At 68.4% G+C, this 23,130-nt stretch carries 27 protein-coding genes; 21 read left to right on the top strand and 6 right to left on the bottom strand.

From position 1 onward, the window contains the following. The first annotated feature begins 34 nt into the window (after window positions 1-34). A complete protein-coding gene (locus G6032_RS13525; protein ID WP_165282679.1) occupies window positions 35-310 on the top strand; it encodes a hypothetical protein in 276 nt (91 codons plus the stop codon). A gap of 34 nt (window positions 311-344) precedes the next feature. On the opposite strand, the gene G6032_RS13520 is transcribed toward G6032_RS13525, so the two are convergent. Then, entirely contained in the window at window positions 345-599 is a 255-nt protein-coding gene (locus tag G6032_RS13520; protein WP_165282678.1) for an accessory factor UbiK family protein, read from the bottom strand. 191 nt (window positions 600-790) lie between these two features. On the opposite strand from G6032_RS13520, the gene G6032_RS13515 reads away from it, so the two are divergent. The 13 genes from G6032_RS13515 to G6032_RS13455 all read left to right on the top strand — a co-directional run bounded on the left by G6032_RS13515 (window position 791) and on the right by G6032_RS13455 (window position 12,932). Next, a complete protein-coding gene (locus G6032_RS13515) occupies window positions 791-1,420 on the top strand; it encodes a TorF family putative porin (protein WP_165282677.1) in 630 nt (209 codons plus the stop codon). 5 nt (window positions 1,421-1,425) lie between these two features. After that, entirely contained in the window at window positions 1,426-1,764 is a 339-nt protein-coding gene (locus tag G6032_RS13510; RefSeq protein WP_165282676.1) for a P-II family nitrogen regulator, read from the top strand. Window positions 1,765-1,791: 27 nt separating this feature from the next. Continuing rightward, a complete protein-coding gene (locus G6032_RS13505; protein ID WP_206212000.1) occupies window positions 1,792-3,033 on the top strand; it encodes an ammonium transporter in 1,242 nt (413 codons plus the stop codon). A gap of 200 nt (window positions 3,034-3,233) precedes the next feature. After that, entirely contained in the window at window positions 3,234-3,572 is a 339-nt protein-coding gene (glnK, locus tag G6032_RS13500) for a P-II family nitrogen regulator (RefSeq protein ID WP_165282674.1), read from the top strand. Between the two features lie 13 nt (window positions 3,573-3,585). Further along, window positions 3,586-4,017, top strand: coding sequence for a DUF4124 domain-containing protein (locus G6032_RS13495; RefSeq protein WP_165282673.1), 432 nt, complete (start codon window positions 3,586-3,588; stop codon window positions 4,015-4,017). Between the two features lie 181 nt (window positions 4,018-4,198). Beyond that, complete coding sequence (gene speA / locus G6032_RS13490) at window positions 4,199-6,076, top strand: biosynthetic arginine decarboxylase (RefSeq protein WP_165282672.1); 1,878 nt, start codon at window positions 4,199-4,201, stop codon at window positions 6,074-6,076. Next, entirely contained in the window at window positions 6,076-6,969 is an 894-nt protein-coding gene (locus tag G6032_RS13485; RefSeq protein WP_165282671.1) for an NAD(P)-dependent oxidoreductase, read from the top strand. The genes speA and G6032_RS13485 overlap by 1 nt, the downstream gene beginning before the upstream one ends. A 20-nt stretch (window positions 6,970-6,989) precedes the next feature. Next, window positions 6,990-8,081 (top strand): histidine kinase, encoded by a 1,092-nt coding sequence (locus G6032_RS13480; RefSeq protein WP_165282670.1) that lies wholly within the window; start codon window positions 6,990-6,992, stop codon window positions 8,079-8,081. Beyond that, entirely contained in the window at window positions 8,078-8,806 is a 729-nt protein-coding gene (locus G6032_RS13475) for a LytTR family DNA-binding domain-containing protein (protein ID WP_165282669.1), read from the top strand. Before G6032_RS13480 ends, G6032_RS13475 begins: the two co-directional genes overlap by 4 nt. Next, window positions 8,803-9,720: a hydroxymethylbilane synthase gene (gene hemC, locus G6032_RS13470; protein ID WP_165282668.1), complete on the top strand. Its 918-nt coding sequence runs from the start codon at window positions 8,803-8,805 to the stop codon at window positions 9,718-9,720. Before G6032_RS13475 ends, hemC begins: the two co-directional genes overlap by 4 nt. 4 nt (window positions 9,721-9,724) lie before the next feature. Further along, window positions 9,725-10,522 (top strand): uroporphyrinogen-III synthase, encoded by a 798-nt coding sequence (locus G6032_RS13465; RefSeq protein ID WP_165282667.1) that lies wholly within the window; start codon window positions 9,725-9,727, stop codon window positions 10,520-10,522. Next, window positions 10,519-11,733, top strand: a complete 1,215-nt coding sequence (locus G6032_RS13460) for a uroporphyrinogen-III C-methyltransferase (protein WP_165282666.1) — start codon at window positions 10,519-10,521, stop codon at window positions 11,731-11,733. The genes G6032_RS13465 and G6032_RS13460 overlap by 4 nt, the downstream gene beginning before the upstream one ends. A gap of 2 nt (window positions 11,734-11,735) precedes the next feature. After that, complete coding sequence (locus G6032_RS13455) at window positions 11,736-12,932, top strand: heme biosynthesis HemY N-terminal domain-containing protein (RefSeq protein ID WP_165282665.1); 1,197 nt, start codon at window positions 11,736-11,738, stop codon at window positions 12,930-12,932. 37 nt (window positions 12,933-12,969) lie between these two features. On the opposite strand, the gene G6032_RS13450 is transcribed toward G6032_RS13455, so the two are convergent. The 3 genes from G6032_RS13450 to G6032_RS13440 all read right to left on the bottom strand — a co-directional run bounded on the left by G6032_RS13450 (window position 12,970) and on the right by G6032_RS13440 (window position 14,749). Beyond that, window positions 12,970-13,299, bottom strand: coding sequence for a DUF5615 family PIN-like protein (locus G6032_RS13450; protein ID WP_165282664.1), 330 nt, complete (start codon window positions 13,297-13,299; stop codon window positions 12,970-12,972). 15 nt (window positions 13,300-13,314) lie between these two features. Further along, the gene (locus tag G6032_RS13445; protein ID WP_165282663.1) at window positions 13,315-13,542 is read right to left on the bottom strand and encodes a DUF433 domain-containing protein; all 228 of its coding nucleotides are present in this window, start codon (window positions 13,540-13,542) and stop codon (window positions 13,315-13,317) included. A 190-nt stretch (window positions 13,543-13,732) separates the two neighbouring features. Further along, window positions 13,733-14,749 (bottom strand): CDP-6-deoxy-delta-3,4-glucoseen reductase, encoded by a 1,017-nt coding sequence (locus G6032_RS13440; RefSeq protein WP_165282662.1) that lies wholly within the window; start codon window positions 14,747-14,749, stop codon window positions 13,733-13,735. On the opposite strand from G6032_RS13440, the gene G6032_RS13435 reads away from it, so the two are divergent. Further along, the gene (locus G6032_RS13435) at window positions 14,741-15,640 is read left to right on the top strand and encodes an NAD-dependent epimerase/dehydratase family protein (RefSeq protein ID WP_165282661.1); all 900 of its coding nucleotides are present in this window, start codon (window positions 14,741-14,743) and stop codon (window positions 15,638-15,640) included. The two genes, G6032_RS13440 and G6032_RS13435, sit on opposite strands and share 9 nt — an antisense overlap. A 133-nt stretch (window positions 15,641-15,773) precedes the next feature. Further along, window positions 15,774-16,427 carry a GntR family transcriptional regulator gene (locus tag G6032_RS13430; RefSeq protein ID WP_165282660.1) on the top strand — a complete coding sequence of 218 codons (654 nt, stop codon included), beginning with the start codon at window positions 15,774-15,776 and terminating at the stop codon, window positions 16,425-16,427. Between the two features lie 3 nt (window positions 16,428-16,430). On the opposite strand, the gene G6032_RS13425 is transcribed toward G6032_RS13430, so the two are convergent. Then, window positions 16,431-17,069 (bottom strand): ParA family protein, encoded by a 639-nt coding sequence (locus G6032_RS13425; RefSeq protein WP_165282659.1) that lies wholly within the window; start codon window positions 17,067-17,069, stop codon window positions 16,431-16,433. 57 nt (window positions 17,070-17,126) lie between these two features. Next, window positions 17,127-18,593 carry a 4-hydroxy-3-polyprenylbenzoate decarboxylase gene (ubiD, locus tag G6032_RS13420; RefSeq protein ID WP_165282658.1) on the bottom strand — a complete coding sequence of 489 codons (1,467 nt, stop codon included), beginning with the start codon at window positions 18,591-18,593 and terminating at the stop codon, window positions 17,127-17,129. 48 nt (window positions 18,594-18,641) lie between these two features. On the opposite strand from ubiD, the gene dapF reads away from it, so the two are divergent. The 5 genes from dapF to hslU are packed head-to-tail and all read left to right on the top strand — an operon-like array spanning window position 18,642 to window position 23,100. Continuing rightward, complete coding sequence (dapF, locus tag G6032_RS13415; RefSeq protein ID WP_165282657.1) at window positions 18,642-19,535, top strand: diaminopimelate epimerase; 894 nt, start codon at window positions 18,642-18,644, stop codon at window positions 19,533-19,535. Next, window positions 19,532-20,272 (top strand): DUF484 family protein, encoded by a 741-nt coding sequence (locus tag G6032_RS13410; RefSeq protein WP_165282656.1) that lies wholly within the window; start codon window positions 19,532-19,534, stop codon window positions 20,270-20,272. Before dapF ends, G6032_RS13410 begins: the two co-directional genes overlap by 4 nt. Next, a complete protein-coding gene (gene xerC / locus G6032_RS13405; protein WP_165282655.1) occupies window positions 20,269-21,177 on the top strand; it encodes a tyrosine recombinase XerC in 909 nt (302 codons plus the stop codon). The genes G6032_RS13410 and xerC overlap by 4 nt, the downstream gene beginning before the upstream one ends. A gap of 34 nt (window positions 21,178-21,211) precedes the next feature. Next, window positions 21,212-21,745 carry an ATP-dependent protease subunit HslV gene (hslV, locus tag G6032_RS13400; RefSeq protein WP_165282654.1) on the top strand — a complete coding sequence of 178 codons (534 nt, stop codon included), beginning with the start codon at window positions 21,212-21,214 and terminating at the stop codon, window positions 21,743-21,745. Next, the gene (hslU, locus tag G6032_RS13395) at window positions 21,742-23,100 is read left to right on the top strand and encodes an ATP-dependent protease ATPase subunit HslU (protein ID WP_165282653.1); all 1,359 of its coding nucleotides are present in this window, start codon (window positions 21,742-21,744) and stop codon (window positions 23,098-23,100) included. Before hslV ends, hslU begins: the two co-directional genes overlap by 4 nt. Window positions 23,101-23,130 lie beyond the last annotated feature (30 nt).

Below are 23,130 nucleotides of genomic sequence, written 5' to 3'. Positions count from 1 at the left end.
TTCCACCGCTTTGCTCGATGCACCCGCCGAACGCATGAACCCGATCAGCAATCTGCAGGCGAGACTCGAGGCCCAGGGGTACTGGGTCGCCACGCGCCTGTTGGCGCCGGGCACGATCTTCGATGCCTACTGTCCCTGCGAAACGAGGATCGAGGCGGTGTTCTCCGGGCAGATGCGGATCGTGATCGACGGCCGGTCGCGGCTGATGGGTCCGGGCGACTGGGTGGAGATTCCAGCGGGCGCCATGGTGTCCGCCGAGATCATCGGCGAAGAGCCGGTGCTCGACCTCGAGGCGACGCTGCACGCCTGAGGGCTTTTCCGGATCCGGACCCCGGGACGACCGGCTAATCCTCCTGGCGCGTCTCTTCCAGCGCCGCCAGCCGCGCGGACAGCGATTCGACTTTTTCCCGCGTGCGCTTCAGCACCGCGGCCTGCACGTCGAATTCCTCCCGCGTCACCAGGTCCAGCCGCGACAGGCCCGCCTGCAGGACCGCGCGGAAGTTCTGCTCGGCGTCTTCGCGCAGGGTCTTCAGCCCGCCCGGCAGCGCATCCGCCAGCCGGCGGGCGAGTTCATCGATATTCAGCGTTTTGTTGTCCATCGGCCTTCCTCACGCCCCCGGATGGGGCAGTCAGCGATGCTGCTATGCGCCATGACGGTGCGCAGACGAGCCCTCCAGCGGCAGAAAAATACCTAAGTGCTTGTTTGCACGAGGCTGGCACGCATCGTGCTATGCACAATAAACCGAGGCTCAGCGGCCCGGATTCTGCAATTCACTCGGAGGATAAAAACATGGGTCGATCCCGTTACCTGCTCGTCGCCCTGGGCCTGGCGGCCAGTTCAACCGCAGTCGCCGGAGATTTTAGCGCGAACGTCGGCATGATGTCCGACTACATATTCCGCGGCGTCAAGCAAAGCGACGCCTCAGCCTACGCCGGGCTCGATTACGAGCACGAGAGCGGCTTCTATGCCGGAACCTGGGGCGCCGACGTCGGCCAGGGAATGGAGTACGACTTGTACGGCGGTTTCGGCGGCTCGGTCGGCGACTTCAGCTACGGCATCGGTTACACCGGCTACTTCTACACCGACGACTTCGACGATTCCTACCAGGAGATCAACCTGACGGCCGGCTACAGCTTCTTCAGCCTGGAGTACACCGTCGGCACCTACGACAACTTCGACGGCCCCGAGCTCGATTACACCTTCGTCGCCGGCACGGTCGAGTACGAGGGTTTCTACGGCACCTACGGCACCTGGTCGCAGGACTTCGACGGCGATTACGTCGAGCTCGGCTACGGCGCCGAGGTGTCCGGCTTCGATCTCGGCGTCGCCGCTATCTTCAGTGACAGCGACCTGTCGGCTACGGGCTCGAGCGAGACTTCGCTGGTGTTCTCCATCGGCAAGTCCTTCGACCTGCGGTGAGCGGCATGAAACTCGTCACCGCAATCATCAAGCCGTTCAAGCTGGATGACGTCCGCCAGGCGCTCGCCGACGTGGGCGTCAAGGGCGTCACCGTGACCGAGGTGAAAGGCTTCGGCCGGCAGCGCGGCCACACGGAGCTCTATCGGGGCGCCGAGTACGTCGTCGATTTCCTGCCGAAGATGAAAGTCGAAGTCGCCATCGACGACGACCTTCTCGAGCAGGTCGTCGAGGTCATCAGCAATACGGCCCGTACCGGGAAGATCGGCGACGGCAAGATCTTCATCATGCCGCTGGAACAGGTGATCCGGATTCGCACGGGCGAAACCGGCCCTGAAGCCGTCTGAGCAGGGGGAAAGAACGTGGAAAAACTCATGGAACTCAGCTATGCGCTGGACACCTTCTACTTCCTGATGTCGGGCGTGCTGGTCATGTGGATGGCCGCCGGCTTCACCATGCTCGAGGCCGGCCTCGTCCGCGCCAAGAACACGGCGGAGATCCTGACCAAGAACGTGGGCCTGTATTCGATCGCCTGCATCATGTACATGCTGGCCGGCTACGGGATCATGTACGGCGACGGCACGGGGATCTTCCCGGGCTTCGGCATGCTGGGCACGGCCGACAACGCCGTGGCCGACGTCGTGGCAGGCGGGGATGACGCGCCCTACTACTCCAACCTCTCGGACTTCTTCTTCCAGGTGGTGTTCGTGGCGACCGCCATGTCCATCGTCTCGGGCGCGGTCGCGGAGCGGATGAAGCTGTGGGCCTTCCTCGGCTTCGCCGTGGTGATGACGGCCGTCATCTACCCGGTGCAGGGCTACTGGACCTGGGGCGGCGGCTTCCTCGGCGAGACCTTCGGCTACTCCGACTACGCGGGCTCAGGCATCGTGCACCTTGCCGGTGCGGCTGCGGCGCTCGCAGGGGTCCTGGTGCTCGGCGCGCGCAAGGGCAAATACGGCGCCAAGGGAGAGGTTCACGCGATTCCCGGCGCCAACCTGCCCCTGGCGACGCTCGGCACCTTCATCCTGTGGATGGGCTGGTTCGGCTTCAACGGCGGCTCCGAGCTCAAGGTGTCCGACGTGGGCTCCGCCAACAACGTGGCCCTGGTGTTCACCAACACCAACCTGGCTGCGGCGGCCGGTCTCGTCGGGGCGCTGATCCTCGCCAAGCTGTGGTTCGGCAAGGCCGACCTGACGATGGCGCTGAACGGCGCGCTCGCCGGGCTCGTGTCGATCACGGCGGATCCGCTGTCGCCCTCGCCGCTGCTGGCGATCTTCATCGGTCTCGTCGGCGGCCTGCTGGTGGTCGGCTCCATCGTCATGCTGGATCGCAAACTGCGCATCGACGACCCGGTGGGGGCCATCTCGGTCCACGGCACCGCCGGCATCTGGGGCGTGCTCGCCGTGCTGTTGTCCAACGGGGACGCCACGCTGAGCGGGCAGCTCATCGGCCTGGCCGTCATCTTCTCCTGGGTGTTCTTCGCCAGCCTGCTGGTGTGGTTCGTCCTGAAGACGGTGATGGGTATCCGGGTCTCGGAGCAGGAGGAATACGAGGGCGTAGACCTGCACGAGTGCGGCCTCGAGGCCTATCCGGAGTTCACCAAGTCCGGCGATTGATGCCGGAATGCTGACGCGACGCCGTGAGCGTCGCCTGGCGGCCGGGGGCGGGAAAACCGTCTCCGGCCGCTTCTTTTGCGGTCTCCACAGTCATGCCGGCGCAATGCTAGACTGCCCGCAGGCCGGGCCCGGCAGCACTGATCGCGCCCGCCGGCCCCAGCCGCCATGCCGATCGCATGGCCAGAATCCGGAGAAGCGAAATGAAAATGGTTTCTGCGATCATCAAGCCTTTCAAGCTGGACGACGTCCGCGAGGCGCTTGCGGAGGTCGGCGTGCAGGGCATTACTGTGACCGAGGTCAAGGGTTTCGGGCGCCAGAAGGGCCACACTGAGCTTTATCGAGGCGCCGAATACGTGGTGGATTTCCTGCCCAAGGTGAAACTCGAGCTGGCGGTGGCCGACGACACGCTGGAGCGCGTCATCGAGACCATCGTCAACACGGCCCGTACCGGCAAGATCGGTGACGGCAAGATTTTCGTCTACGAGCTCGAACAGGCGATCCGGATCCGCACCGGCGAGACCGACGAGAAGGCGCTCTAGGGAGTCAACCGACATGAGATTCCTCTCCATCATGCTGCTGGCCGCGCTGCTTGCCACGCCGGCGCTGGCGAACGAGGTCTATCGGACCGTGGACGACCGCGGGGTCGTGGTCTTCAGCGATCGACCCCTGTCGTCCGCCTCGGTGCGCGTCACCGTGGAGACGAAGGCGCCGGCCGCCGGAGAGCCCCAGTCGGTGGCGAGTGCGGATCCGCAGCGCGACGAGGATGCCGCCCGCGAGCGCGGCTTGCAGGCGGCCCGCGCAGAGCAGGCCGAGATCAGGGCCGAAGCCTGTCGCCAGGCCCGTGCGGCCGTGGCCACCTACGAGACGTCCCCGCGGCTCTACGAATCGCTGCCCGACGGCGGCCGGCGGTATCTCAGCGACGAGGAAATGGCCGCGGCCCGCCAGCAGGCGCGGCAGGCCGTCGCAGACTACTGCGTCGATTAGCGCCCGCGCGCCCGCGCGGTTGCTCCCTTAACGCCCGCTGCCGCCTCACCCGGCGTGATCCGGCGCGGCCCGCGCCGCAGCCGGTCCGCTATCCCTTCGAACCGCTTGCGTTCACGGCGGGTGCGCTATACTTCGCGACCTTTTCACCCCCTAGATCGGCAAGCCGGGGAGGCCATTGCGAATGAGCCAGGAACAGATCGAAGCCAATCGCAGGCTGTACGGCATCGCGCGCTGGAGCGACGGCTATTTCGACATCGGCGAGCGCGGCCGGCTGGTCGTGCGGCCGTTCCGCAACGGGGCTGCGATCGATGTCGTCGATCTCGTGCGGCGTGCCCGTCTTGCCGGCCTGGCCGCCCCGATCCTGTTCCGTTTCACGGATATCCTCCGCGACCGCCTGGATCGCCTGCACAACGCCTTTCGCAAGGCGATGACCGCCCGCGAGTACGAGAGTCGCTACCGGGTGGTCTACCCGATCAAGGTCAACCAGCAGCGCAGCGTGGTGGACACGCTGGTCAGTCACGGCGGCGCGCGCGTCGGCCTCGAAACCGGCAGCAAGCCGGAGTTGATGGCCGTGCTCGGCGTGTCGCCGCCGGGCGGGATGATCGTCTGCAACGGTTACAAGGACCACGAGTACCTGGAGCTGGCGCTCATCGCGCAACGCCTCGGTCACGAGGTGTACATCGTTGTCGAAAAACTCTCCGAGCTCGACCGCATCATCCAGCTGGCGCGCGAGTTCGAGCTCGAGCCCCGACTCGGGGTGCGCCTGCGCCTGTCCAGCGTCGGCGCCGGAAACTGGCAGGACACCGGCGGCGAGAAGTCCAAGTTCGGTCTGACGGCCGGGCAGCTGCTGGCCGCCGCCGAGCGTGCCCGGCAGGCTGGCATGGGCCATTGCATCAAGATGCTGCATGTCCATGTCGGCTCCCAGGTGCCCAACCTGCGGGACATCCGCCGCGGCCTGACGGAGGCCGCGCGGGTCTACACCGACCTGCGCAATGCGGGCCTCGACATCACGCTGATGGATGTCGGCGGCGGGCTCGGCGTCGATTACGAGGGCACGCGCTCGCGCAGCGCCAACTCCATCAATTACACGATCGAGGATTACGCGCGCACCGTGGTCGACACCATCGCCGAAGTCTGCGACGCCGCGGGCGCCGTGCGCCCGGACATCGTCTCGGAGTCGGGCCGGGCGATGGTCGCGCAACACGCCGTGCTGGTCACCAACGTGATCGATACGGACGTGCCGACCGACGAGCAGCCCGTCGAGCCGCCCGGCGACAGCGGCACGGAGGTGCTCGCGTTGTGGCAGCAGTTCGAGCGCTTCGGCGACAGCTCCCCCGAGGAGGTCTACCGCGAGACCCAGCAACTCATGGGCGAGCTGCACCAGCGCTACATCGCGGGCGAGATCGACCTGGCCGAACGGGCCCACGGCGAAGCGCTGGCGCGCGCGCTGATGCGCGCGGTGCGTGACCGGCTGCTGGGGCAGGCGAATCCGCCGCGCGCGATCCTCGACGAACTGAAGCAGATCACGGCCGACAAGCTGTTCATCAACATGTCGGTGTTCCAGTCGCTGCCCGACATCTGGGCGATCGACCAGGTGTTCCCCATCATGCCGGCCCAGCGGCTGGAAGAGGCGCCCACGCGCCGCGGCGTGCTGCGCGATTTGACCTGCGACTCGGACGGCCGCGTGGACCTCTACGTGGACGGCGAGGGGATCGAGCACAGCCTGCCGGTGCATGTCGTGCGTCCCGACGAGGAATACCTGCTGGCGATCCTGATGGTGGGCGCCTACCAGGAGATCCTGGGCGACCTGCACAACCTGTTCGGCGACACCGGGAGCGTGGACGTCTACCTCTCGCCGAACGGCGAGCCGGTGCTGGGCATGCCGCGCAGCGGGGACACCGCCGAGCAGCTGCTCGCCTACGTGCATTTCGCCCCGGACGAGCTGCGCGCATCCTACGCGCGCAAGATCGCCGCCGCGGGGCTCGACGAGGAAGACCAGAGCTATTTCCTCCGCGCGCTGAGCGAAGGCCTGTCCGGCTACACCTACCTGGAAGACTGATGCCGGGAACAGGGACAAGCCCGCGCGCCGGGTTCGTGGGGCTGGGCGCGATGGGCCTGCCGATGGCGCGCAACCTGCATCGCCACGGCCTGCTCGCGGCCACGTGGAATCGCAGTCCGGAGAAGGCCGCGGCGCTCGCCGCCGAGACCGGCGTCCCGGCCGCGGGGTCGCTTGCCGAGCTCGCCGCCTCCTGCGATGTCGTCGTGACCTGCGTATCCGCCGACCAGGACCTGCTCGACGTGCTGGAGGCGCTCCTGCCCGGCCTGCGGCCCGGGGCGGTCGTGGTGGACTGCTCGACGGTCGCCGCCGGCACCGCCCGCGAAGCGGCACGGCGCCTCGCCGCGTCCGGCGCGGGATTTCTCGATTGTCCGGTCAGCGGCGGCACCGAGGGCGCCCGGGCCGGCACGCTGTCGATCATGGTCGGGGGCGAGCCGGAGGTGCTGGCCCGCGCACGGCCGGTGCTCGAGGCGATGGGCGGCAGCATCACGCACATGGGGCCCGCCGGCGCGGGGCAGGCCGCCAAGGCCACGAACCAGGTGATGGTGGCCGGGATCAACCAGGCGGTGACCGAGGCGCTGGCGTTCGGCCGGGCGCAGGGGTTGCCGATGGACGAGCTGATCGCCGCGCTGGAAAGCGGGGCGGCCGGCAACTGGTTCCTGTCGAAACGCGGGCGGACGATGATCCGCGGCGAGTTCCCGCTCGGGTTCAAGGTCGGCCTGCATGCCAAGGACCTCGAGATCTGCCGCCGCATGGCCGGCGAGCTGGGAGTCAAGCTGCCCCTGGTCGAAATGACGCTCGCGCACTATGCGCGGCTGCCGGCGGAAAGCGCTGACGAAGACATCTCCGCGCTTTTCCGCCTTAAATCGGATATGTTCCCCGGCAGCGACGACTGAGTCGCGCCACCGCGACAGCCATGGGTTCCCACGAGCCAGCCGAAGCCCGTCGCCGCGACGGGCTGTTCCTGCCGGATTTCTGCTCCGCACGCGCGGTGCTGGCGGTGGTCGTGCTTGCGGGTCTCGTCGGGATCGTACTTGCGCTGGCCCGCTACGAGCCGGGGGGTCGCTTCTGGGACAACCTCGCGCGCACGTCGCTGTTCCTTTTGTGGTGCACGCTGCTGTCGGCGGCGGTGCTCTGCGTGGCCCGACGGCTGTTCGTCGGCCGGGGTCCGGCGGCCACCAGCGCAGGCGCGCTGACCATCGTCCTCGTGTGCGTACTGGTCGTCTCGCTGGGCGCCTGGTGGACGGCACGCGCCTGGCAGGGCATGCCGGCGCTGCTGGGGCACGCGGACGGCGGCGGATTGCCGGGTTTCGTCCTGAGCAACCTGCTGATCGCGTTCATCGTCACGGGCATGCTGCTGCGCTATTTCTGGGTGACGGCCCAATGGCGCCGCGAGGTCGAGGAGGAAGCGCATTCGCGGATCCGCGCATTGCAGGCCAGGATCCGGCCGCATTTCTTGTTCAACAGCATGAACACCATCGCCGCGCTGACCCGGAGCGACCCGGCCCGGGCCGAGGAGGCCGTCGAGGATCTCGCCGACCTGTTCCGCGCCTCGCTGTCCGATGCGACTTCCACCATGACGCTCAAAGAAGAGTTCGAGCTTTCCCGCATCTACCAGCGCATCGAGCAACACAGGCTCGGCGAGCGCCTCAGCGTGGAATGGCGCATCGCCGAGCTGCCGCTGCGGGCGCGCATTCCGGCCCTGTCCGTGCAGCCGTTGCTCGAAAACGCGATCTATCACGGCATCGAGCAGCTGCCCGGGGGCGGTACGGTGGTCATCGAGGGCCGCTACGACGAGCCGGCCGGCCTGGTGGAGCTGTCCGTGGAAAACCCGCTGGCCGATCCCGCGGCGGCCCGCAACGCGCCCCGCGCCGGCAACCGCATCGCCCTCGACAACCTGCGCCAGCGTTTCGCGCTTGCCTGGGGCGGGCGGGCGACCATCGAGGCCGGGGCGGTCGGCGACCGTTACCGGGTCGTGCTGCGCTTCCCGGCGGAGCAGGCGCAATGAGAATCCTGGTCGTGGATGACGAGGCCCTGGCGCGTGACCGGCTCAAGGCCCTGCTGGCCGGCCAGCAGGCGCACGAGGTGGTGGGCGAGGCGCAAAGCGGCGAGGAATGCCTGCAACGCGTGGCCCGGCAACGCCCCGATATCGTCCTGCTCGATATCCGCATGCCGGGCATGGACGGACTGGAGACGGCCCGCCACCTCGCGGCGCTGGATGCGCCGCCGGCCGTCATCTTCGTGACCGCCTTCGACAACTTCGCGATCGAGGCATTCGAGGCCCAGGCCGTCGGCTACCTGCTCAAGCCCGTGCGCGCAGAAAGGCTCTTCGAGGCGCTGGCGCGCGCGGCGCGACCCACCCGTCCGCAGCTCGCGGCGCTCACGGGCGCGGGGGGCAACGGCCGGCGACGCATCGCCGCGCGCCTCGGGGACGCGCTGCGACTGATCCCGGTTGATACAATCCGGTACTTCCAGGCGGAACAGAAATACGTCGCGGTCCACCACGAGGACGGAATCGACCTGATCGACGAGTCTTTGAAAGAGCTCGAAAGCGAGTTTCGCGAGGAATTCGTCCGCATCCACCGCAACGCGCTGGTGGCTCTGCGGCACATGGCCGCCCTCGAACGCGACGCGCGAGGCCAGCTCGGCGCGCGGATCGAGGGGGTCGGGGAACCATTGGCGGTCAGCCGCCGGCATGCGCCGGAAGTGCGCAGGAGGATTCAGGAAGGATGAACAGGACCATTCGCATCGCGACCCGCGAGAGCCGGCTCGCGCTCTGGCAGGCCGAGCATGTTGCCGCATTGCTGGCACGGCATCATCCCGGCCTGACGGTCGAGCTGGTGCCCATGACCACCAAGGGCGACCAGATTCTCGACACGACGCTGGCGAAGATCGGCGGCAAGGGCCTGTTCATCAAGGAGCTCGAGACGGCGATGCTCGAGGGGCGAGCCGACATCGCGGTCCACTCGATGAAAGACGTTCCCGCCGAGATGCCGGACGGTTTCGAGATCGTTGCCGTGCTGGAGCGCGAGGATCCGCGCGATGCGCTGGTCTCCGCCGAGTTCCTCACCATCGAGGCGATTCCCGCGGGTCGGGTGGTCGGTACATCGAGCCTGAGGCGCCAGGCCCAGCTCCAGCACGCACGTCCGGACCTGCTGGTCGAGCCGGTGCGAGGGAACGTCGAGACCCGCCTGCGCAAGCTGGACCACGGGCACTTCGCCGCCATCCTGCTGGCGGCCGCGGGGCTCAAGCGCCTCGGCCTGGAGCAGCGCATCGCGGGATTCCTGCCTTACGAGGTTTCGCTGCCCGCAGTGGGCCAGGGTGCGGTGGGCGTCGAGTGTCGCAGTGGCGATGCCGAAGTGGCGGAGCTGCTCGGCGTGCTCGAGCATGACGACACGCGGCGTTGCGTCGATGCCGAGCGGGCGTTTGCTGGCGGCCTGGGCGCCAGCTGCGAGTCGCCGGTGGCCGGTTTCGGCGTGGTCGATGGCGACGAGCTGTTCCTGCGCGGCCTGGTGGCGACGCGCGACGGCGCCTCGGTATTGCACGGCGAGATCCGCGGCGCGGCCGCCGATGCTGCGGCGCTCGGCGACACACTGGCGCGCGACTTGATGGGACGCGGCGCCGGCGCATTGCTGGCGGCGACCTAGGCGAATGACGGCAGACAGCCTCAACGGCCTGACGGTGCTGGTCACCCGCCCGCAGGGGATGGGAGAAGACCTGGTCAAGGCCATCGAGTCGCGCGGCGGGGCTGTGCTGCTGCTGCCGGCGATCGCGATCGAGCCGCTGCAGCCCGACACGTCCGAACTGGCGGAGCTCGCGACGCTTCCCGCGGGAGGACTGGCGATTTTCGCGAGTCGCAACGCCGTCGCCTGGGGCGCGCGGTTCCTGCCGCAGCCGAGGCCGCGGATTGCTGCGATCGGCCCTTCCACCGCCCACGCGCTGGCCGAGCTGGGACTGACGCCGGACATCCGTCCGACGGGCTTCACGACGGAAGACCTCCTGGAACAGCCGGAGTTCGAGAACCTCGCCGGCGTGCGCGTGTTCATCCTGCGTGGCGAAGACGGGCGCGCCGAGCTCGCCGCGGGACTGAAGGCGCGCGGTGCGCGTGTGCGCTACCTCGATGTCTACCGCCGCAAGCCGGCGCCGCTCGATCCGGCGCGGCGCAAGGAGATCCTCGCACTCTGGGCGGCCGGCGAGATCGATATCTATACTGCAACCAGCGCAGACGTGTTCCGCAACCTGTGCACGCTGCTCGGGCCCGAGGGTGAGCCGTTGTTGCGCAACACGCCGCTGGTGACCGTGAGCGAGCGCGTGTTACAAACCGTCAAGCAATGGGGCCACGACGCCACGCGCCTGCTGGCCGACGGCCCCGACGGGGAAAGCCTCGCCACCGCCATCGCTCGCTGGCATGCGGGCGAGGGTGCAGACACGACGGGAGGAACAGGATGAACGACCCCCGGGTGAACGAACCCAAGGACGGCACGGAAGCGACCGACGACAGTGCAGCCGAAGGCTCGTCATCAGCTGAGTCATCGACCGAATCGCCGGCCAAGTCATCGATCGAGTCATCGACCGAGTCATCGACCGAATCTTCGCCTGAATCTTCGGCTGCGCCCGCAGCCGCCTATCCCGCCGTCGTGCCGGCCGCCTCCGCCGGGCGCTCTTTCGGGATCGTGCTCGGCTTCTTCGCGCTCCTCGTCGCGTTCGCCGCGGTCGGCGGCGTGGCTTTTACCTGGTGGCAGGTGACGGAGCAGCAGGAGGTCGTCGCGGAAAAAACCAGCGAGGCCGCCCGCGATCTCGCCGACATACGTGCACTGGTGCTCGAGACCCAGGCGCGGGTCGCGGCCCAGGATGAGCGTTTCAGCGAGTTGCGCAGCGAGGCGGAGGCGCGGCGGCGCGAGCTCGAATCCCTCGACAGCGAGATCGATGAGGCGCGGGAGCGCATGGAATCGTTCGCGCGCGAGGATTTCCCCGAGGAACGCTCGCCGGCCGTGGCCGAAGTCGAATACCTGCTGTTGCTGGCCGCCCGGGAACTCGCGCTGGCGGACAACCCGCGGGTCGCGCTGGCCGCCCTGCGCAAAGCGGACGCGCAGCTGGCGGCACTGGACGACCCGTCGTTCGCCGCGACGCGCCGGGCCATCAACGAAGAAATCGCCGCGGTCGAGGCGGTCGCCGATGTCGATCTCGAAGGGCTGGCGCTAAGGCTCGACAGCCTGGCGGGGCGCATCGAGGGGCTGCCGCTGCACGGCAGCCTTTCCCCGGAACCCCTGGCGGACGCATCGGCCGGCACGGAAGAAACTGGCTGGAAGCGCTTCCTGGCGCGCCTGCGCGCGGTCACCGCCGACCTGTTCCGCATTCGCCGGACGGATACGCCGGCCGCGCCTTTGCTCGCGCCTGACGAGAGCTTTTTCCTGTACCGCAACATCGAGCTGGACCTGAAGAGCGCCCGCCTGGCCGTGCTGGCGCGCGACCAGGAAAATTTCAACGCCGGGGTCGAGGCCGCGCGGGCCGCGTTGCGCGAGTACTTCGTCGTCGAGGACGAGGCGGTCCGGGCGATGCTCGATGCGCTGGACGAACTCGGTACGCGCGACGTGACGCCCGAGTGGCCGTCGATCGGACGTTCACTGGAGTTGCTGCGCGAAACCGGAGCGGCGGGCTAGCCATGCGTTTCGGCGTGCTGCTGCTCATTGCACTGGCCCTCGGGGCGCTCGTGGCGCACTGGCTGCTCGGGGACCAGGGTTACGTGCTGGTGGATATCCGCGGCTGGACGCTGGAGACCTCCGTTCCCGGGTTGGTTCTCGCCCTGTTGGCTGCTTACGCCCTGGTACGCCTTATCAGCTGGACGATCCGTGCGCCGCGGCGCATGGGGCGCGCCGTCGGCGATTATCGCGCGCGGCGCGGCCAGCGCCACCTGGACCACGCCTTCGCGGCCATCGCCGAGGGCCAGTGGGGACGGGGCGAACGCCTGCTCGGCCGGGCGGCGCACGGTCCCGCGTCGCTTGCCGGCTACCTGGCCGCGGCACGGGCGGCACAGGAACAGGGTGCGACGGAACGCCGTGACGAGTGGCTGCGTCTCGCGTACGAAGCCGATCCGGGCGCGGCGCCGGCCGTGCTGCTGACACAGGCCGACCTGCAGCTCGAGCAGGGCCAGCTGGAAGAAGCGCTGGCGACCCTGCAGCAGCTCGACTCGACTGCGCCGGCCCACCCGCGCGGCCTCGCCCTGCGGGCTCGCGTGCTGGAGCGACTCGACGACTGGGATGGCCTGGAGAGGCTGTTGCCACAGCTGCGGGCCGCCAAGGCATTGGACAAGGATGCCGCACAGGCGCTCGAAGTGCGCGTGTCCCAGGCGCGCCTCGCCGCGGCGCAGGACGGCACCGAGCTGGACCGGACATGGCAGGGCCTCGAACGGTCGATGCGCCGTGACCCGGCGGTCCTGGAGACCTACACCGAGGCGGCGCTGCGTGTCGGCGCGGCCGACCAGGCCGAGCCTGTGCTGCGGCGCGCGCTGAAATCCACGTGGTCCGTCCCGCTGGTGGCCGCTTACGGGCGGCTCGAGACCAGCGATCCGAGCAGCCAGCTGGCCGCCGCGGAGAAGTGGCTCGACCAGCACCCCGAGGATGCCGAGCTGTTACTCACCTGCGGGCGGCTGAGCCTCAGGAACCAGCTGTGGGGCAAGGCCCGCAGCTATCTCGAGACCAGCCTGGCGATCCGCCCGCATCCCGACACCTGGCAGATCTACGGCGAGTTGCTGGTGCAGCTGGGCGAGTCGGGCGCCGCCTCGGAGGCGTTCCGCCAGGGACTCGCGGCGGCCTCCGGACGCACCCCTGCATTGCCCGCCCCGCGCAGTGGCGCGGCCTGAGGGTCAAATCAGGTATCCCCTGGTCAGGGGTTGCGTCTCAATAGATCTCTAACACCGCCACTTCAGCATTTTGGCCGAACTCTTTGATCTGCTGCCCGTGTTTCAGAAGCAGATTGGCGACATACAATCTCGGTCGATTACCAAACTTGAGCCAGATGATCTTCGGCGGTGTCCCGTAGAGCGTTGCCAGCTCATGGAAATCCGAGTCCAGGGTGACAATGGTGAAGCCGTGATCCTTGGCGTACTGCCAAATCGCGTGATCGTCAGCCTTCTGAAGCTCGAGACGCATGGCCTGGCTGGATCCGGGAAACGCCGGCTCCAACTCGGCCAGCATTCGGTACGACAGGTTCTGGTCCAGCAGCTTCACGGGACCTGCTGGCGTTCAGTTGCCGTGGATAGCGGTGAGCTGATGCTCTCGATGGGCGGCAAAAGCCAGGCAGGCGCGAATGTCCTCGACGACAAGCTCGGGGTAGTCCGCGAGGATCTGCTTTTCAGTGATGCCTTGGGCCAGCCAGTCCAGCACGTCGTAGACGGTGATACGCATGCCGCGAACGCAGGGTTTCCCGCCTCGCTTGCCGGGCTCGATCGTGATGCGACTGTGATAGTCCATACTCGCTCCTGGCCCGATTGCGCTATTGAATCGCGCCGGTTTGTCGGAGACTTGGTTCCCTGGCAAAGATTGAGCCACGAACCCGCAGCAAGCGCAACCAAGTCAATTGCACAAGATTCGCGACCGGGCGGTTATTTGGCCAGTATGGCCGCAGCAACGGCCAGGTGGGGACGATCGTCGAGTCGCTGGCTTACGACGCCGGAGCGAACTCGAAGGAATCGAAGAACAGTCGTCCCTGGGGCAAGCCGTGGGCCGGAAACAGCTCCTGGATCACCGCGATCATCGGCGGCGGCCCGGCTGCATAGACGTCCACGTCGGCCAGCGAGGGAAAATCCTCCAGCACCGCCTCGTGGACCCAGCCGCGGCGTCCCGTCCAGTCGTCTTCGGGCAGGGCGGCGGACATGACGGGAACGAAGCGCAGCCAGTCGTGCGCCGCGGCCCAGCGCGCCAGCACCTCGCCTTCGTACAGGTCCCGCGGGCGTCGCACGCCCCAGTAAAAAGTGACGGGCCGCGTCGTGCCGACCTCCATCAGGTGGCGCAGCATCGACTTGATCGGTGCATACCCGGTGCCGCCCGCGACCATCACGATCGGCCGCGCGGTGTCTTCACGCAGCCAGAAGCCGCCGAGCGGACCTTCGAGACGCAGCAGGGAGCGTGCTTCGAGATCGTCGAACACCCGTGCCGTGAAGTCGCCGCCGGAGACGCGGCGCACGTGCAGTTCCAGCCGCTCGGCCTCGTGCGGCGGATTGGCCATCGAGTAGCTGCGCCGGCGCCCGTCCTCGAGCAGGAAATCGACGTACTGGCCGGCGAGGAACACGAAAGGTTCCAGCGAGGGCAGCTTGACGTCGAGCCGCATCACGTCGTGGCACAGCAACTCGCGCGACTCGACCCGGCACGGCAGGCGGCGGATGCGCACTTCCTCGGGGACCGCGAGTGCCCGGGCTTCCAGGTCCAGGTCCGCGCAGGCGTGCGCCTGGCAAAGCAGCGCGCGGCCGGCGTCCGCTTCCGCCTGCGTCAGGCCGGCCGGCAATCCGTCGGGGTAGGTGACTGCGCCCGAGAGCACCCGGGCTTCGCAGGCGCCGCAACTGCCGCCGCGGCAGCTATGGGGCAGGTGCAGGCCGGCGCGCAGTCCGGCTGCCAGCACGGATTCGTCGTCCAGCACCTCGAAGCTTTCGTCGCCGGGATGTAACCTGACCTTATGGATCATGCGAAACGCCCTGCCGCCGGCAATGCCGGCGTGACCGTGGTGGGCTGCGGCTATACGGGCCGCAGGCTGCTGCAACGCTGTCTCGACACGCGTCGCGACTTTTTCGGCACCGTCCGCTCGGCGGATGCGGCCGACCGGCTGCGTGCCGCCGGCGCCGGCGCCGGTATTCTCGATCTCGATCAGCCGGGCGACGCCTTGCCACCGGAATGGACCGCGCAACGGGCCTTGATCTACATGGCGCCGCCGCCCGACACCGGCGATACCGACCCGCGTTTTCGCGCCTGCCTGGCGCGGATCACGGCGTTCCCCGAGAGCGTAGTCTACCTCAGCACCACGGCCGTCTATGGCGACACCGGTGGCCGGACGGTCGATGAAACGACGCCTGCGGCACCGGCCTCCGCGCGAGGGCGGCGCCGTCTCGACGCCGAACATGCGCTGCGTGACTGGGGCATCGCCACCGGCGTCGCGGTCCGCATCCTGCGCGTGCCCGGGATCTATGGGCCCGGTCGGCTGCCGCTCGAGCGCCTGCGCAGCGGGGCGCCGGTGGCGCGCGCGGGCGAAACCGGGCCGGGCAACCGCATCCACGTGGATGACCTGGCGGCCGTCAGCCTGGCTGCCGCGGATTACCCGGGTACGGAGATCGTGTTCAACGTGGGGGACGGCGATCATCGCGGCATGGACGAGTACTTTCGCGCGGTCGCGCGACTCGCCGGATTGCCCGCGCCGCCGGAATTGCCGCTGGAGGAACTGCTCGCACAGGTCAGCCCGGCGATGCGCGGTTTCCTGGTGGAGAGCCGCCGCGTCGATACGACGCGCATGCGCTCGGTGCTGGGTTTCGAGCCGCGCTACCCGGCGATGGAGGACGGCATCGCGGCCAGCCTGGAGGCATGACGCCAGGCCGCGAGCTGCCGGCCCGCGGCGAGCGGGCCCCCGCCCCGTCGCGGAAGCACGGAAACCTGTTCCCGGGCCGTAGTATGGCGAATCTGTATACAATATGCAGAACGAGCCACATGGGACGGGTTTCATGGTCATCCAGCGCCTCAATCTCCGCGACCAGGTGCGCAACGAGTTGCTCGACTGGCTGTCGGACGGCCGCCTCGCGCCCGGCCAGCGGCTCGAAGAAGAACGCATCAGCCGGGCTCTCGGCGTCAGCCGGACGCCGTTGCGCGAAGCGCTCGCGAGTCTTGCCGGCGACGGCCTGATCGAGGCGGTGCCGCGCCGGGGATTCCGGGTGCCGCGGCTTTCGGCGGGACTGGTCCAGGACCTGTTTCCCGTGATCGGCAGTCTCGAGGGGCTCGCCGTGCGGCTCAGCGGCCAGCAGGTGCGCACGCTCGCCACCGGCCTGCAGGAGCTCAACGGTCGCCTGGCGCTGTCGCATCTCACGCCGCGCCAGCGTGCCGATGCCGACCGGCGCTGGCACGAGCTGCTGGTCAGCCGGAATCCGAATCGGGAGCTGGCGGCGGTGCTGGAGCGTACCCGCAGCCGCGTCCGGCCCTATGCCGGCAGCTGGGCGCGTTCGGCCGCGGAGCTCGAGGCCTCACGCGCCGAACACGAGGCGATCGCGACTCTGCTGGGCGAAGGCCGGATCGACGAGGCCGCCGAGGCCGTGTTGCGTCACTGGGTCCGGGCCACGCGGCCCGTCATCGCCTGGGTCGAACGCGAGGCGGATCCGGGCTAGCCCTCAGGGACGGCTCGCCGGGCTGTCGAGCCAGTCGGTCAACGGTTTCCAGTGTTCCCAGTCCTGCCAGGCGAGATAGTGCGGCAGTTCGAAGACCCCCAGGCCGCGAGCATAAGCCCGGACGTAGTTCTGCGCGTCGCGCAGCGTGGCGACATAAGGAATCGAGAGCTTGCGCAGGTAGGCGTCGAGCTCGTCGAAACTGAGGGTGTTTTCCTTGATGCGGTTGGCGACCACGGCCAGTTTGGCCTGCTGGCGTGCGAGGCGGCCGACGTCGCCGAGTTCGTTGATGAAGCTGGCGGCCGCGCGCATGTCGATGGTCGAGGGCAACACGGGCACCAGCACGGTCTCCGCACGCCGCACCAGCTCGGTGATCTCGCGCCCATGCGCCCTGGCGGGTGCGTCGATGATGACCACGTCCGCGTTGCGCGGCACGGCGCGCAGGCCGTCCTCGAACGCCGGCACCCCGACGATCGGCGGCGCATCGAGGGGGCGCAGGCCGACCCAGTCCATGCTGGATCCCTGCGGATCGAAGTCTGCGAGCGCGACGTGGTCGCCGCGCGTCGCGTACCAGCTCGCGAGGTTGGTCGCGATGGTGCTCTTGCCACACCCGCCCTTGGGGTTCATCACCAGGATATGCCGCATGATCGAAAGCTCCGCTTCTTGACGGGCGACGCTTCGCCCGATTGATGTCCTTGGAATCTAGTCCAGGCCGAATTCCGGCCAAAGCGTGTCGATACGCGCCTTGACCTCCGGATCCATGCTGATCGGCCGCCCCCACTCGCGCTGTGTTTCGCCGCGCCACTTGTTGGTGGCGTCGAAGCCGATCTTCGAGCCGAGGCCCGAGACCGGCGAGGCGAAATCCAGGTAATCGATGGGCGTGTTCTCGATCATCACCGTGTCGCGCGCCGGGTCCATGCGCGTCGTCATCGCCCAGATGACGTCCTGCCAGTTGCGCACGTCCACATCGTCGTCGGTCACGATCACGAACTTGGTGTACATGAACTGGCGCAGGAAGGACCAGACGCCGAGCATCACGCGCTTGGCGTGTCCCGGGTACTGTTTTTTCATGCTCACCACCGCCATGCGGTAGGAGCAGCCTTCCGGGGGCAGGTAGAAGTCGACGATCTCCGGGAACTGTTTCTGCAGGATGGGCACGAACACCTCGTTCAGCGCCACCCCCAGCACGGCCGGCTCGTCGGGCGGCCTCCCGGTGTAGGTGCTGTGGTAGATCGGGTTGTCGCGCCAGCTGATCCGGTCCACCGTGAACACCGGGAAGTCCTCGACCTCGTTGTAGTAGCCGGTGTGGTCGCCGAAGGGCCCTTCCGGCGCCATGTCGCCCGGCGCGAGGTGGCCCTCCAGCACGATCTCGGCCGTCGCCGGCACTTCCAGGTCGGAATTCGCGCATTTCACCAGCTCGGTGCGCCCGCCGCGCAGCAGCCCGGCGAAAGCGTACTCGGACAAGGTGTCGGGCACGGGCGTGACGGCGCCGAGAATGGTCGCCGGGTCAGCGCCCAGCGCGACGGCCAGCGGGAAGGGCTCGCCCGGATGCTTCAGCTGCCAGTCGCGAAAATCCAGCGCCCCGCCGCGATGCGACAGCCAGCGCATGATGAGGCGGTTGCGCCCGATCAGCTGCTGCCGGTAGATGCCGAGATTCTGGCGCGTGCGCTCGGGGCCGCGCGTGATCACCAGTCCCCAGGTCAGCAACGGCCCGGCATCGCCCGGCCAGCAGGTCTGGATCGGCAGTCGTTCGAGGTCCACGTCCGGCCCCTCGAGGACGTTCTGCTGGCAGGGCCCGGAGCGTACGACCTTGGGCGCCATGTTGAGCACCTGGCGAAACACCGGGAGCTTCTCCCACGCATCGCGCATGCCCTTGGGCGGATCGGGTTCCTTGAGGAACGCCAGCAGCTTGCCGACCTCGCGCAGGGCCTCGACGGAATCCTGGCCCATGCCCAGCGCCACGCGGCGCGGCGTGCCGAACAGGTTGCCGAGCACCGGCATGTCGTGGCCCGTGGGGTTTTCGAACAGCAACGCGGGCCCGCCGCGCTTCAGGACGCGGTCGCAGATCTCCGTCATTTCCAGCACGGGACTCACCGGCGTCGTGATGCGCCGCAGCTCGCCCTGCCCCTCGAGCAGGCGAATGAAGTCCCTCAGGTCGCTGTATTTCATGTTTGCCACCCTCTCCCGCGGCGCGAACACTATAATTGCGCCCCAGCCATGCGCCAAACTTCCGTCCCTTCCGCCGGCCACTCGTTCGCCTTCCACAAGATGGTCGGTGCGGGCAATGACTTCGTCGTGGTGGATGCGCGGACCCGCCCGTTCACCCCGGATGCCGACCTGGTGCGGTGGATTGCCGACCGGCGCAACGGCGTGGGGTGCGACCAGTTGCTGGCCATCGACCCGGCGCCGGACGGCGAGGCGGCCTTCGCCTACCGCATCTGGAACGCGGACGGGGGCGAGGTGGCGCAGTGCGGGAACGGCGCGCGCTGCCTTGCGCTGCTGTGGGCGACGGAGCTGGCGCCGGTCCAGGCGCAAACGCAAGCACAAGCACAAGCATTCCGCATGTCGAGCGCCGCGGGGCCGGTCGAGGCCCGGGTCGCCGGAGGGGCTGCGGCGGTGTCCATGGGCGTGCCGGAGTTCCGTCCTCACCTGATTCCGCTGCACGCGACAAGCGAGGCGACGCGCTATACCATTGGGCTCGGCGATCGCAGCGTTCGGCTCGGCGCCGTTTCGATGGGTAATCCGCATGCGGTGATCGTGCTGGAGGAGTTGGGGGAAACAGCGCTCGCAAGTGCGCCGGTCACGACACTCGGGCCGGCCATCGAGCGACATCCGGCGTTTCCGGAACGCGCGAACGTGGGCTTCGTGCAACTGCTGGCGCGCGATCGTGTCGCGCTGCGCGTCTGGGAACGCGGCGTCGGCGAGACGCTGGCCTGCGGCACCGGCGCCTGCGCGGCGGTGGCGGTGCTGGCGGACCAGGGCGCCGTGAATGAATTGGTGAATGTCGACCTGCCGGGCGGACGGCTCGTGGTCGAGTGGCAGGGCCGCGGCACGCCCGCCTGGCTCAGCGGCCCGGCCGGCAAAGTCTTCGAGGGGAAGATCAGCCTGTGAGTATTCGAGAGGAGCGCGGCCTGTCCGCGATATTGCCGGCGGACCAGAGCGTGGCCGACTACCTGGCGGATCATCCCGATTTCTTCGAACGCCACGCGGGGCTGCTCGAGCAATTGCGCCTCCCGCACCGCAGCGGCGCCGCGACCGTGTCGCTCGTGGAGCGCCAGGTCAGCGTCCTGCAGGACAAGAACCGCGCACTGGACCATCGGCTGCGCGACCTGGTGGCCGTGGCGCGCTCCAATTCGGCCTTGTCCGACAAGGTGCATGCGCTCGCGATCCGGTTGCTGCGGGCGGAGGACAAGTCCTCCGTGCTCGACGGCCTGGAGCGCGGCCTGCGCGAGGACTTCGGCGCCAGCCAGGCGGTCGTCGTCCTGTTCCACAACACCTCGGAGATCGTCCAGGGCGTGAAGACGCGTTTCTTGCGCAGCGTGGACCGTTCGGATGCCGCGCTGCAGCCCTTCGCGACGTTCATCCAGCAAAGTCGTCCGCGTTGCGGCCGGATTCGCGACGTCCAGCGCGAGTTCCTGTTCCCGGGTGAGAACGAGGGCATCGCCTCCGTGGCGATGGTGCCCCTGGGGCGCAAGTGCGAAGTCGGGATCCTGGCCATCGGCAGCAACGACCCGAAGCGTTTCAATCCCACCATGAGCACGGATTTCCTGGCCCGCATCGGCGACCTCGCGTCCGCCGCGCTCGCCGCGGCGAGCCACCGCCTGGAGGCTGCCCGCGGCGGGTCATGAACGCCGCCGGCCCCGATCGCAATTGGCTCAACCGGTGGCTAGACCACCTGCGCTTCGAGCGTCGCTTGTCCGCCTTGACCGTGAAGAACTACCACCGCGACATCGAGGCGCTGTACACCTTTCTCTGCAATGCCGAGGTGGGCGACTGGGCGGCGGTGGACGGCGGCCACGTGCGTTCTTTCGCCGCGCGCCTGCATCGCCGCGGCCAGGCCCCGCGCACCATCCAGCGCCGCCTGGCGGCGCTGCGCAACCTGTTCGCCTACCTGGTCCGCGAGGGCGTCGTGAAGGCGAACCCGGGGCTGGACATCACGGCGCCGAAGGCGCCGCGGCGCCTGCCGGAGACGCTGGACGCCGACGCGATGGGCCGGCTGCTGGATATCCGCGTCGATCACCCGCTCGCGACGCGCGATCGCGCCATCATGGAGCTGTTCTATTCATCGGGACTGCGCCTGCAGGAGCTGGCGAGCCTCGACCTGGTCGACGTGGACCTGGCCGAAGGGATGGTGCGGGTCACCGGCAAGGGCGCCAAGACCCGCATCGTGCCGGTGGGGGAGAAGGCCCGCGCCGCGCTGCGCGACTGGTTGAAGGTGCGGCCGCAGCTCGAGAAAACGCCGTCCAACGCCATGTTCATCGGCCGCACCGGCCGTCCGCTGTCCACCCGCAACATCCAGGCGCGCGTGACTTACTGGGCGCGCCGCCTCGGCCTCCCGCAGTCCGTGAGCCCGCACACCTTTCGCCACTCCTTCGCCACCCACCTGCTGGAGTCCAGCGGCGACCTGCGGGCCGTGCAGGAATTGCTCGGCCACTCGGACATCGGCACGACCCAGATCTACACGCACCTTGATTTCCAGCACCTTGCCCGCATCTATGACCAGGCGCACCCGCGTGCGCGCAAGCGGCGCTGATCCGGCGCGCATCCGACCCCTGCAAGGAGCCAGCATGCAACAGTTTCGCGGCACGACCATCCTGTCCGTGCGCCGTGACGGCCTCGTCGCCGTCGGCGGGGACGGCCAGGTGTCCATGGGCAACACGGTCGTGAAGGGCAACGCGCGCAAGGTGCGCACCCTGTACGACGGCAAGGTCCTGGCCGGCTTCGCCGGCGGCACGGCCGATGCATTCACGCTGTTCGAGCGTTTCGAGGCGAAGCTGCAGCAGCACGGCAACCTCACGCGCGCGGCCATCGAGCTGGCCAAGGACTGGCGCACGGACCGCATGCTCCGTCGCCTCGAGGCCCTGTTATGCGTTGCCGACCGGGAGAAGAGCTTCGTGATCTCGGGCAACGGCGACGTCATCGAGCCGGAGAACGACCTGATGGCCATCGGCTCCGGCGGGCCCTATGCCCAGGCGGCCGCGCGCGCGCTGCTCGAGAACACGGAGCTGGATGCGCGCGAGATCGTGGAGCGGGCGCTCGGCATCGCCGCCGACATCTGCGTCTTCACCAACCGCAACCTCGTCGTCGAGACGCTGTCATGAGCGATACCCCGATGACCCCCCGCGAGATCGTCCAGGAGCTCGACAAGCACATCGTCGGCCAGACCGCGGCCAAGCGCGCCGTCGCCATCGCGCTGCGCGACCGCTGGCGCCGCATGCAGATCGAGGAGCCGCTGCGTTCCGAGATCACGCCCAAGAACATCCTCATGATCGGGCCGACGGGCGTCGGCAAGACCGAGATCGCGCGTCGCCTCGCGCGGCTCGCCAGCGCGCCGTTCATCAAGGTCGAGGCGACCAAGTTCACCGAGGTGGGCTACGTGGGCCGCGAGGTCGACAGCATCATCCGCGATCTCGCCGACGCCGCGGTGAAGATGACGCGGGAGCACGAGATGGACCGGGTGCGCCATCGCGCCGAGGATGCCGCGGAAGAGCGGGTCCTCGACGGGCTGTTGCCCGGCACCCGTTCCAGCTGGGACACCGGCGAGGAGGCCGGCAAGCCCGGCGAGGCGGCCCGGGGCGCGGACACGCGCCAGAAGTTTCGCAAGATGCTGCGCGAGGGCACGCTCGACGACAAGGAAATCGAGATCGAGGTCAGCAACGCCCCGGCCGGGGTCAACATCATGGCGCCGCCCGGCATGGAGGAGATGGCGAACCAGTTGCAGGGCCTGTTCAGCAACATGGGCGGGCGCACCAGCCGGCGCAAGCTCAAGGTGCGCGACGCCATGAAGCTGCTGGTGGATGACGAGGCCGGCAAGATGGTCAACGACGAGGAGATCAAGCTCAAGGCGATCGCCAACGTGGAGCAGAACGGCATCGTGTTCATCGACGAGATGGACAAGGTGACGCGCCGCGAGGGCTCGCTCGGTTCCGGCGGCGACGTTTCGCGCGAGGGCGTGCAGCGCGACCTGTTGCCGCTGGTCGAAGGCTGCACGGTGAGCACCCGCTACGGCATGGTGCGCACCGACCACATCCTGTTCATCGCCTCGGGGGCGTTCCACCTGTCGAAGCCGTCGGACCTGATTCCGGAACTGCAGGGCCGCCTGCCGATCCGCGTCGAGCTCGACGCACTCAGGGCCGCGGATTTCGAGCGCATCCTGACCGAGCCGGATCACTCGCTGACGGTGCAGTACCAGGCCATGCTCGCCACGGAGGGCGTCCAACTCTCGTTCACCACGGACGGCATCCGGCGGATCGCGGAGATCGCCGACCAGGTCAACGAGCGTTCCGAGAACATCGGTGCACGCCGCCTGCACACCGTCCTCGAGCGCCTCGTGGACACGATTTCCTTCGAGGCGGCCGATCGGGGGGGCGCGGAAGTCACCATCGATGCGGGCTACGTGGATACGGCGCTCGGCGAGCTGGCGGCCGACGAGGACCTGTCGCGCTACATCCTCTGATCGCACGGTCGTACAATATCGCCACTCTTC

It is taken from the genome of Wenzhouxiangella sp. XN24, assembly GCF_011064545.1.
Lineage (GTDB): Bacteria > Pseudomonadota > Gammaproteobacteria > Steroidobacterales > XN24 > XN24.
The sequence above is the reverse complement of the archived record's forward strand: the minus strand, read 5'-3'. Positions and strand labels throughout refer to the sequence as shown.